Below are 11,127 nucleotides of genomic sequence, written 5' to 3' on the forward strand. Positions count from 1 at the left end.
CGAGAATACCGTAGGCTCATCGGCGTGACTGACCAGGAACCCTCGTCGACCGCACCCCGTCGGGTCGTCGTCGCCGAAGACGAATCCCTCATCCGCCTCGACATCGTGGAGATCCTCCGCGACAACGGCTTCGAGGTCGTCGGCGAGGCCGGCGACGGCGAGACCGCTGTGGCCCTCGCCACCGAGCTGCGCCCCGATCTCGTCATCATGGACGTCAAGATGCCCCAGCTCGACGGCATCTCGGCGGCCGAGCGCCTCTCGAAGGCGCACATCGCGCCCGTCGTCCTGCTCACCGCCTTCAGCCAGAAGGAGCTCGTCGAGCGCGCCAGCGAGGCCGGAGCGCTCGCCTACGTCGTGAAGCCCTTCACGCCCAACGACCTGCTGCCCGCGATCGAGATCGCCCTCTCGCGGTACGCCCAGATCCTCACCCTCGAGGCCGAGGTCGCCGACATGGTCGAGCGCTTCGAGACCCGCAAGCTCGTCGACCGCGCCAAGGGCCTGCTCAACGAGAAGATGGGGCTCACCGAGCCCGAGGCGTTCCGCTGGATCCAGAAGGCCTCCATGGACCGCCGGCTCACCATGCACGACGTCGCGCAGGCGATCATCGAGCAGCTGAGCACGAAGAAGGCCTAGCGCGAGGCCGGGCCCGAGGGCCCACGGCCTCAGGGCCAGAGGCGGGTGCGCTCCCACGGGGAGCCGCCCGCCTCCGTCGTTCCCGGGCGGTACTCGAGACGGGTGTGATCCTGCTCCGGCGCGGTCGAGCCCTGCCAGAACTCGATGCGCTCGGGCACGACGCGGTAGACGGCCCACTCCCGGTCGAGCGTCGCGGGCGAGCAGCCCACGGCGACGCTGGTCTGGAGCGTGACGAGGCCGAAGTCCTGCGCGCTGCGCATCGGCTCGCTCTGGCGTCCGACGAGCAGGGCGGTGCGAGCGGCCTCGGAGCGGCGGCGGAAGTCGTCGGCCGACTCCTGCGCGGAGGCGCGCTCGACCCGGCCCTCGACCCGGACCTGACGGCCCTGGACCGGCCAGAAGAAGGTCAGCGCGGCGTGCGGGTTCTCCTCCATGGCGCGTCCCTTGGGGCTGGTGGCATGGGTGGAGAACGCCCAGCCCGCCTCGTCGATCTCGCGCAGCACGAGCACGCGCGCCGAGACGGTGCCGTCGTCGGAGGCGGTGGAGAGCGTGGCGCCGTGGGGGAGGAGCTGGCCCGCGTCCTTCGCCTCCTCGAGCCACTGCGCGAACAGCTCGAGAGGATCGGCCGGAGCCGCCTCCGCATCGAACGAGGGCAGGTCGGAGGGCATGGACGGGAGGCTCTTGAGGAGATGGCGAAGGCTCATCCGCTCAGTGTCGCCCTTCGGGCACCACCGGGCACAGTCGCGCGCCGTCGCTTGACAGTGCCGCTCGCCGCGGTGCCGGGCCTCCGAGCGGCGCGGCCGACCGGTCGATCCCCGGTCGCGCGCAGGCGCGGGCGGTCCCGACGGCGATCGCGGTCCTCGCCCTCCGCTCCCGCGAGGGGGACCCGTCCGCTCCCCGTCAGCGGGCGTCTCGGATGATGTTGGTGATCCGCACGGTGGAGAGGCGGCGCCCCTCCTGGTCGCGCACGACGATCTCGTGGGTGGTGAGGGTGGAGCCCAGGTGGATCGCGTCGCAGGTGGCGATCACGAAGCCCGAGTGGACCGACCGGCTGTGGCTCGCGTTCAGCTCGATGCCCATCGCCAGGCGGCCCGCGCCGGCGTGCACGTTCGCCGCGATCGAGCCCATCGACTCGGCGAGCACGACGTGTGCGCCGCCGTGCAGGATGCCGACCGGCTGCCGGTTGCCCTCGACGGGCATCGAGGCCACCGAGTGCTGCGGGGTGAGCTCGTGCCAGAGGATCCCCATCCGCTCGGCGAGCTCGCCCATGCCGCGGCCGATCCCGGCGACCAGGTCGAGCGCGGGCGGGCGGATCCAGGCGGTCGTGGTGGGGGTCGGCTCGGTCACGTCGCTCCTCGCGCTGGAGCCTCGGAGCGGCCCAGACCGGCGGGCGCGAGCGGGCCGATCCGGTGTCGGAGGCGCTGTGTAGTCTGGCCCTGTGTCAGATCCGGAACAGCCTACCCTCCTGCTCGTCGACGGCCATTCCCTGGCGTTCCGGGCGTTCTACGCGCTCCCGGTCGACAGCTTCCAGACCCGCGAGGGCCAGCACACCAACGCCATCCACGGCTTCCTCTCGATGCTGATCCTGCTGCTGAAGAACGAGAAGCCGACCCACCTCGGCGTCGCGTTCGACATCTCCCGCTACTCGTTCCGCACCCGCGAGTACCCGGAGTACAAGGGCACCCGCGGCGAGACGCCGCCCGAGTTCAAGGGCCAGGTCCCCCTCCTCGAGGAGGCGCTGCACGCCATGAACATCCGGACCGTCTCGAAGGAGGACTTCGAGGCCGACGACATCCTCGCGACGCTCGCGCGCCAGGGGGCCGAGGCCGGCTTCCGCGTGCTGGTCGTCTCGGGCGATCGCGACACCATCCAGCTGGTGACCCCGGACGTCACCCTGCTCTACCCCTCCACCCAGGGCGTCTCGCAGCTCACCCGCTACGACCGCGACAAGGTCTTCGAGAAGTACGGCGTCGAGCCGCACCAGTACCCCGAGATCGCCGCGCTCGTCGGCGAGACCAGCGACAACCTGCCCGGCGTCGACAAGGTCGGCCCCAAGACGGCCGCGAAGTGGGTCAACCAGTACGGCACGGTCGCCGACATCATCGCCCACGCCGACGAGATCAAGGGCGTGGTCGGCGAGAAGCTACGCGAGCAGAAGGAGAACGCGCTCCGCAACCGCCGCCTCAACCGGCTGGTGACGGACGTCGAGCTCCCCCTCGGGCCGCACGATCTGACGCGCCGTCCGATCGATCCCGACGCGGTCCGCGAGATCTTCAGCCGCCTCGAGTTCAAGACCCTGCAGGAGCGGGTCCTCACGATCGCCGCGGAGGAGGGCGTCGACGGCGCTGCCGCGGCCCTGGCGGGCGACGTGGTCACGACCTCCGCACCCGCCGTCCGCACCCTGGTCGACGAGGAGCTCGCGCACTGGCTCGACCGCGTGTCGGCGAAGGGCACCGCGCCCGTCGCCGTGCAGGTCCTGCTCGGAGCCGGCGGGCTCGAGGGTGTGGGTCTCGCGGTCGAGAAGGAGACGGCGTTCGTCCCGTGGGCCGCCGAGCGACCCGACTACACCGCGCTCGAGCAGTGGCTGGCCGGGCCCGCCCCCAAGTACTTCGCCGACGCGAAGCCCCAGATCAAGGCGCTGCGGAGGGCCGGACTCCCCGTCGCGGGGCTCGCGTTCGACACCCGCGTCGCCTCCTGGCTGGTGCAGCCCACCGGGCACCCGGCCACGCTCGCGGCGCAGGTCGCGCAGCACCTCGACGAGACCATGGCGCAGGGCGACCCGAACCAGCTGGTCCCCACCGTCGAGCCGATGGGGCCCGCCACCGAGGCCTGGTACGCGTACCGGCTCGTCGCTCCGCTGCGCGAGCGGCTGGGCGAGGGGATGCTCTCGGTGCTCGTCGACATCGAGCTGCCGATCGTCCAGGTCCTCGCGACGATGGAGCTCACCGGCGTCGCGATCGACGCCGACGTGCTGGCGCGCCTCCGCGCCGAGCTGACCGTCTCGGCCGCCGACCTCGCGAGCCGCGCGTTCGCGGAGATCGGCCACGAGATGAACCTCGGCTCGCCCAAGCAGCTGCAGCAGGTCCTCTTCGAGGAGCTCGACATGCCGCGCACCCGGGCCACGAAGACGGGCTACACCACCGACGCCTCCGCCCTCGCCGACCTGCAGGAGTCCCACCCGCACCCGTTCCTCGGGCTGCTCCTCGAGCACCGCGACGCGACCAAGCTCAAGCAGATCATCGAGACGCTCGAGAAGTCGGTCACCGCCGACGGCCGGATCCACACCAGCTACGACCAGACCGGCACGGCCACCGGCCGGATCTCCTCCAACGACCCGAACCTGCAGAACATCCCCGTCCGCAGCGAGGTGGGCCGCCGCATCCGCACCGCCTTCGTCCACGGAGCGGACGCGAGCACCCTCCTCACCGCCGACTACTCGCAGATCGAGATGCGGATCATGGCGCACCTCTCCGGGGACGCCGGGCTGATCGAGGCCTTCCACTCCGGCGAGGACCTGCACCGCTTCGTCGGATCGCGGATCTTCGGCGTCGATCCGGGCGACGTCACCTCGGCCATGCGCAACAAGGTCAAGGCGATGTCGTACGGTCTCGCCTACGGCCTGAGCGCCTTCGGCCTGTCGAAGCAGCTGCGCATCTCGAGCGCCGAGGCCAAGCAGCTGATGACCGACTACTTCGTCCGCTTCGGCGCGGTGCGCGACTACCTCCGCAGCGTCGTCGAGCAGGCCCGCGAGACCGGCTACACCGAGACGATCTTCGGACGCCGGCGTCCGTTCCCCGACCTGCAGAGCGCGAACCGCGTCCTCCGCGACAACGCCGAGAGGGCGGCACTCAACTCGCCGATCCAGGGCTCGGCCGCCGACATCATGAAGCGCGCGATGATCGGCGTGCAGGCCGACCTCGACGAGCAGGGGCTCGGCTCGCGGATGCTCCTCCAGGTGCACGACGAGCTGATCTTCGACGTCGCCCCCGGCGAGGAGGAGTCGCTCGAGGCGGTCGTCCGCGGCCGGATGGCGGGTGCCGCCGACCTGAGCGTCCCGCTCGAGGTGCAGGTGGGCCACGGGTCCGACTGGGACGTCGCCGCGCACTGAGCCGGCCGCAGGGCCTGGCTAGGCTCGGAGGCATGAGCACCGACACCCCCCGCGAGCCCACCGCCGTCGACGCCGTCGCCGAGCGCTGGGTCGACACGCTCGTCGACCTCGACCCCACCCTCGGCACCGCGATCGGACGCAGCGGCGCGAACGGCCGTCTGGGCGACTACTCGCCGGCCGGTCTCGAGCAGGCCCGGGCGGCGACCGCCTCGGCCCTCGCCGAGCTCGAGGCCGCCGACCCCGTGGACGACGTCGACCGCGTCACGGCCGCCGACCTCGGCGCCGAGCTCCGGCTCTCCCTGGAGGGGCACGACGCCGGTCTGCCGCTGCGGGACCTCAACGTGATCGCGTCCCCGGCGCAGGAGCTGCGCGACGTCTTCGACCTGATGCCGACGGACGAGGTCGCCGACTGGGAGGCGGTCGCCGAGCGGCTGCTGGCCGTGCCGGCCGCCCTCGAGGGCTACGCGGAGACCCTGCGCGAGGGGATCCGCACCGGCGTGGTCCCCGCCCGCCGCCAGGTCGAGCTCGTCGCCGAGCAGGCGCGGAAGATCGCCGCTCCCCGCGGGTTCTTCGCCGAGCTGGCCGCGGAGGCCGCTCCCGCCGCCGGATCCCTGCCCGCGTCGCTCGCTCAGCGGCTGGAGGACGGCGCCCGCCGTGCCTCGGCCGCCTACGGGTCGCTCGCGCAGTTCCTCCGGGGCGAGCTCGCCCCCGCCGCGACCGAGCAGGACGCCGTCGGCCGGGAGCTGTACGCGCTGCACTCCCGCCGCTTCCTCGGCGCTGTCGTCGACCTCGACGAGACCTACGAGTGGGGGATCGAGGAGCTGGCCCGCATGACGTCCGAGCAGGAGGCGATCGCGCGCGAGATCCTGCCCGGCGCCTCCGTCGCCGAGGCGATCGCCCACCTCGAGGCGGACCCGGCCCGCACTCTGCACGGCGTCGACGCTCTGCAGGCGTGGATGCAGGAGACCAGCGACCGCTCCGTCCGCGAGCTCGCCGGCACCGCCTTCGACATCCCGGAGGAGGTGCGCCGCCTCGAGTGCAGGATCGCGCCGACCCAGGAGGGCGGCATCTACTACACCGGTCCGAGCGACGACTTCTCGCGCCCAGGGCGGATGTGGTGGTCGGTCCCGGCCGGAGTCACCGAGTTCGCCACCTGGCGGGAGCTGACCACGGTCTACCACGAGGGCGTCCCGGGCCATCACCTGCAGATCGGCCAGGCCGTCCACAACCGCGCCCGCCTCAACACCTGGCGCCGTCAGCTCGCCGGGACCTCCGGCCACGCCGAGGGCTGGGCGCTCTACGCGGAGCGGCTGATGGAGCGCTTCGGCTACCTCGACGACCCGGCCGACCGCCTGGGCATGCTCGACGGCCAGCGGATGCGCGCGGCGCGCGTCGTGCTGGACATCGGCGTGCACCTCCAGAAGCCGATGCCGGGCTCCGGCACCGTCTGGACCGCCGAGTCGGCCCTCGACTTCATGCGGGCCAACGTGAACATGGACGACGCGTTCGTGCGCTTCGAGGTGAACCGGTACATCGGCTGGCCGGGGCAGGCTCCGTCCTACAAGATCGGGCAGCGGATCTGGGAGCAGCTGCGCGACGAGGCGGAGGCGCGCGAGGGCGCCGCGTTCTCGCTCGCGGCCTTCCACCGGAGGGCGCTCGACCTCGGCGGCGTCGGTCTCGACACCCTCCGCTCCTCCCTCGCCGGCTGACTCCGGAACCCGCGCCTGGACGGGCGCGGCGAGATTGCCGTGCGCCTCCCGGGGCGTCTAAGCTGGGGTGTCACATCTGTGGCGCCGCCGTGCCCGCGGCGCGCGAGGAAGGCCGGTCCTCCGGCCGGCCGAGCGCGGCTCCCGGGCCGGAGGCACATCCCTCACCACCGCAGTGGTCACCACTCCGCCGAGCCGCGAGGCCCGCAGGCGGCCGCCGCCCGAGACCCATCCATCCTGGAGCATCCCTTAATGACAACCGCAACGACCGACAAGGCAACCAAGCAGGTCGCGATCAACGACATCGGGTCTGCTGAAGACTTTCTTGCCGCGGTCGAAAAGACTCTGAAGTTCTTCAACGACGGAGACCTCATCGAAGGCACCGTCGTGAAGATCGACCGCGACGAGGTCCTCCTCGACGTCGGCTACAAGACCGAGGGCGTCATCCCCTCGCGCGAGCTCTCCATCAAGCACGACGTCGACCCCTCCGAGGTCGTCAACGTGGGCGACAGCGTCGAGGCCCTCGTCCTCCAGAAGGAGGACAAGGAGGGTCGCCTGATCCTGTCCAAGAAGCGTGCGCAGTACGAGCGCGCGTGGGGCGACGTCGAGAAGATCAAGGAGTCGGACGGCGTCGTCACCGGCTCGGTCATCGAGGTCGTCAAGGGCGGTCTCATCGTCGACATCGGCCTCCGCGGCTTCCTCCCGGCCTCGCTCATCGAGCTGCGCCGCGTCCGCGACCTCACGCCGTACCTCGGCCAGGAGATCGAGGCGAAGATCCTCGAGCTCGACAAGAACCGCAACAACGTGGTCCTGTCGCGTCGCGCGCTCCTCGAGCAGACCCAGTCCGAGAGCCGCACCACGTTCCTGAACAACCTGCACAAGGGTCAGGTCCGCAAGGGCGTCGTGTCGTCGATCGTCAACTTCGGCGCGTTCGTCGACCTCGGCGGCGTCGACGGTCTCGTCCACGTCTCCGAGCTCTCCTGGAAGCACATCGAGCACGCCTCCGAGGTCGTCGAGGTGGGCCAGGAGGTCACCGTCGAGATCCTCGAGGTCGACCTCGACCGCGAGCGCGTGTCGCTCTCGCTCAAGGCGACCCAGGAGGACCCGTGGCAGGTCTTCGCCCGCACCCACGCGATCGGACAGGTCGCGCCGGGCAAGGTCACGAAGCTGGTCCCGTTCGGTGCCTTCGTCCGCGTCGCGGACGGCATCGAGGGCCTCGTCCACATCTCCGAGCTGTCGGGCAAGCACGTCGAGCTCGCCGAGCAGGTCGTGTCGGTCGGCGAAGAGGTGTTCGTCAAGGTCATCGACATCGACCTCGACCGTCGCCGCATCTCCCTCTCGCTCAAGCAGGCGAACGAGAACGTCGACCCCGAGGGCACCGAGTTCGACCCGGCGCTCTACGGCATGGCCACGGAGTACGACGACCAGGGGAACTACAAGTACCCCGAGGGCTTCGACCCCGAGACCAACGAGTGGCGCGAGGGCTTCGAGTCGCAGCGCGAGGCCTGGGAGCAGGAGTACGCCGCTGCTCAGGCGCGCTGGGAGGCCCACAAGGCCCAGGTGGCCAAGTCGCAGGAGGAGGCGGCCACCGTCTCCGAGGGCGTCTCGGTCGGCGCCGGCTTCACCAGCGAGTCGACCACCGGCGGCACCCTCGCCGACGACGAGTCGCTCGCCGCGCTCCGCGAGAAGCTGTCCTCGAACAACTGATCGCGAGCACATCGCATCGAACGGCCGGTCCCCTCGGGGGCCGGCCGTTCGGCGTTCCGGGCGACGGCGCTGGGTAGGGTGGCCGGGTGCATCTCGTCGCCCTCACCGGAGGCATCGCCTCGGGCAAGTCCACTGTCGCCCGCCGTCTCGCCGAGCACGGAGCGGTGGTGGTCGACGCCGACGTCCTCGCGCGCGAGGTCGTCGAGCCGGGGGAGCCGGCGCTGGCGGCGATCGCCGAGCGCTTCGGCCCGTCCGTGATCCGCGCGGACGGCGCGCTGGACCGCCCGGCGCTCGGCGCGATCGTCTTCTCGGACGCGGCGGCCCGCGCCGACCTCAATGCGATCACCCATCCGGCGGTGACGCTCCGCTCGCAGCGGCTGTTCGCGGAGGCCGCCGAGGCGGACCCGGACGCGGTGGTCGTCTACGACGTCCCCCTCCTGGCCGAGGGCCGTGGAGCGGGGGAGTTCGACGAGGTGGTCGTCGTGCACGCGCCGCAGCCCCTCCGCATCGAGCGTCTCGTCGCCCTCCGGGCACTGACCGAGGAGGAGGCTCGTGCGCGGGTCTCGTCGCAGGCGAGCGACGAGGAGCGCCTCGCCCTCGCCGACGTCGTGATCGACTCCTCCGGCACGCTGGAGGAGACGCTCGCTCGGACCGACGCGCTGTGGGAGCGTCTCGCCCGCTGACGGTCCGTCCCGGCCACCCGCCCTCGTGGCCGAGCGGCCCGGCCGGAGAGCGCACCCCCGTTCGCCGCCAGCGCACGCGCCGTCCGGTGTCGGTGGTCGCGGCTACGCTTCGAACCATGGAGCCAACCCGTGCCGTGCACCCGTTCGAGGTCATCAGCGAGTACAAGCCGAGCGGTGACCAGCCCGGCGCGATCGCCGATCTGAGCGCCCGCATCAACGCCGGCGAGACCGATGTCGTCCTGCTGGGCGCCACCGGGACCGGCAAGTCCGCGACCACGGCCTGGCTCGTCGAGGCCGTGCAGCGTCCCACGCTCGTGCTCGCGCACAACAAGACCCTCGCCGCGCAGCTCGCCAACGAGTTCCGCGAGCTGTTCCCCAACAACGCCGTCGAGTACTTCGTCTCGTACTACGACTACTACCAGCCCGAGGCCTACGTCCCGCAGACCGACACCTTCATCGAGAAGGACAGCTCGGTCAACGCCGAGGTCGAGCGGCTGCGCCACTCCACCACGAACTCGCTCCTGAGCCGCCGCGACGTGATCGTGGTGTCGACCGTCTCCTGCATCTACGGCCTCGGCCAGCCCGAGCAGTACCTCGAGGCGATGGTGGCGCTCCAGGTCGGCCAGCGGGTCGACCGGGACCGCCTCATCCGCAAGTTCGTGTCGATGCAGTACGCGCGCAACGACGTCGACTTCGCCCGCGGCACCTTCCGAGTGCGGGGCGACACGATCGAGATCATCCCGATGTACGAGGAGCTCGCGATCCGGATCGAGATGTTCGGCGACGAGATCGAGGCGCTCTACACGCTCCACCCGCTCACCGGCGACATCGTCCGGAAGCTCGACTCCGTGTCGGTCTTCCCCGGCTCGCACTACGTCGCCAGCCAGGACGTCATGCACCGTGCGATCGACACCATCCAGCAGGAGCTCGAGGTGCGCCTGGCCGACCTCGAGAAGCAGAACAAGCTCCTCGAGGCGCAGCGCCTGCGGATGCGCACGACCTTCGATCTCGAGATGATGCAGCAGATCGGATTCTGCTCCGGCATCGAGAACTACTCCCGGCACATCGACGGCCGCGAGTCGGGAGAGGCCCCGCACTGCCTGCTCGACTACTTCCCGGACGACTTCCTCGTCGTGATCGACGAGTCGCACGTGACGGTGCCGCAGATCGGTGCGATGTACGAGGGCGACGCCTCCCGCAAGCGCACGCTGGTCGAGCACGGCTTCCGCCTGCCCTCGGCGATGGACAACCGGCCCCTGAAGTGGGAGGAGTTCAAGTCGCGCGTCGGCCAGACCGTCTACCTCTCGGCGACCCCGGGCCGCTACGAGATGGGCATCGCCGACGGCATCGTCGAGCAGATCATCCGCCCGACCGGCCTGATCGATCCCGAGATCGTCGTCAAGCCGACGAAGGGCCAGATCGACGACCTGCTCGAGGAGATCAAGCGCCGCACCGAGCGCGACGAGCGCGTGCTCGTCACGACGCTGACGAAGCGCATGGCCGAGGAGCTCACCGACTTCCTCACGGAGGCCGGCGTCCGGGTCCGCTACCTGCACTCCGACGTCGACACCCTGCGGCGCGTCGAGCTCCTCTCGGAGCTGCGAGCGGGCGTGTACGACGTCCTGGTCGGCATCAACCTGCTGCGCGAGGGGCTCGACCTGCCGGAGGTCTCGCTCGTGGCGATCCTCGACGCCGACAAGGAGGGCTTCCTCCGCTCGTCCACGTCGCTCATCCAGACGATCGGCCGTGCGGCGCGCAACGTCTCGGGCGAGGTCCACATGTACGCCGACAAGGTGACGGACTCGATGCGGCTCGCGATCGACGAAACCGACCGCCGACGCGAGAAGCAGGTCGCCTACAACCTCGACCACGGCATCGACCCGACGCCGCTGCGGAAGAAGATCGCCGACATCACCGACGCCCTCGCCCGCGAGGGGGCCGACACCGCCGAGCTGCTCGCCGGGCGCGACGCCAAGAAGAAGAGCCCGACGCCGAACCTGCGCCGTCAGGGTCTCGCCGCGAACGGCGGCAACGACCTCGAGGCGATCATCTCCGACCTCAACGGGCAGATGCTCCAGGCGGCGGGCGAGCTCAAGTTCGAGCTCGCGGCCCGGCTGCGGGACGAGGTCCAGGAGCTCAAGCGCGAGCTCCGCCAGATGGAGAAGGCCGGGCACCTGTCCTGATCGGGGGCGCTGATCCGCAAGGGGAGGGGCCCGCGGATCAGCGCCCAGCGAACGCCACGGGCGATGTCGGTGGCTCCGCATACACTTTCGGAGTGTCGATCCTGAACGCC

8 protein-coding genes are annotated in these 11,127 nt (G+C 71.0%); 6 read left to right on the forward strand and 2 right to left on the reverse strand.

The features are described from left to right. The first annotated feature begins 24 nt into the window (after positions 1-24). Positions 25-633 (forward strand): ANTAR domain-containing response regulator, encoded by a 609-nt coding sequence (locus C5C95_RS07645; RefSeq protein ID WP_104221889.1) that lies wholly within the window; start codon positions 25-27, stop codon positions 631-633. Between the two features lie 29 nt (positions 634-662). Here the strand turns inward: C5C95_RS07645 and C5C95_RS07650 are convergent, their stop codons facing one another. Both C5C95_RS07650 and C5C95_RS07655 read right to left on the reverse strand, forming a co-directional pair. Then, the gene (locus C5C95_RS07650; RefSeq protein WP_104221891.1) at positions 663-1,334 is read right to left on the reverse strand and encodes a pyridoxal 5'-phosphate synthase; all 672 of its coding nucleotides are present in this window, start codon (positions 1,332-1,334) and stop codon (positions 663-665) included. Between the two features lie 196 nt (positions 1,335-1,530). Next, a complete protein-coding gene (locus C5C95_RS07655) occupies positions 1,531-1,977 on the reverse strand; it encodes a PaaI family thioesterase (RefSeq protein ID WP_374953047.1) in 447 nt (148 codons plus the stop codon). 91 nt (positions 1,978-2,068) lie between these two features. Here C5C95_RS07655 and polA point away from each other — a divergent pair, with 91 nt between their 5' ends. From polA to uvrB, 5 genes are all read left to right on the forward strand, one after another. Next, positions 2,069-4,738 (forward strand): DNA polymerase I, encoded by a 2,670-nt coding sequence (gene polA / locus C5C95_RS07660; protein WP_104221893.1) that lies wholly within the window; start codon positions 2,069-2,071, stop codon positions 4,736-4,738. Positions 4,739-4,770: 32 nt separating this feature from the next. Next, entirely contained in the window at positions 4,771-6,447 is a 1,677-nt protein-coding gene (locus tag C5C95_RS07665) for a DUF885 domain-containing protein (RefSeq protein ID WP_104324165.1), read from the forward strand. Positions 6,448-6,696: 249 nt separating this feature from the next. Next, the gene (gene rpsA, locus C5C95_RS07670; RefSeq protein WP_104221897.1) at positions 6,697-8,151 is read left to right on the forward strand and encodes a 30S ribosomal protein S1; all 1,455 of its coding nucleotides are present in this window, start codon (positions 6,697-6,699) and stop codon (positions 8,149-8,151) included. An 86-nt stretch (positions 8,152-8,237) separates the two neighbouring features. Further along, entirely contained in the window at positions 8,238-8,834 is a 597-nt protein-coding gene (coaE, locus tag C5C95_RS07675) for a dephospho-CoA kinase (RefSeq protein WP_104324166.1), read from the forward strand. A gap of 116 nt (positions 8,835-8,950) precedes the next feature. Next, positions 8,951-11,017 carry an excinuclease ABC subunit UvrB gene (gene uvrB, locus C5C95_RS07680; protein ID WP_104324167.1) on the forward strand — a complete coding sequence of 689 codons (2,067 nt, stop codon included), beginning with the start codon at positions 8,951-8,953 and terminating at the stop codon, positions 11,015-11,017. Positions 11,018-11,127 lie beyond the last annotated feature (110 nt).

This window comes from Rathayibacter sp. AY1B7 (assembly GCF_002932735.1).
Lineage (GTDB): Bacteria > Actinomycetota > Actinomycetes > Actinomycetales > Microbacteriaceae > Rathayibacter.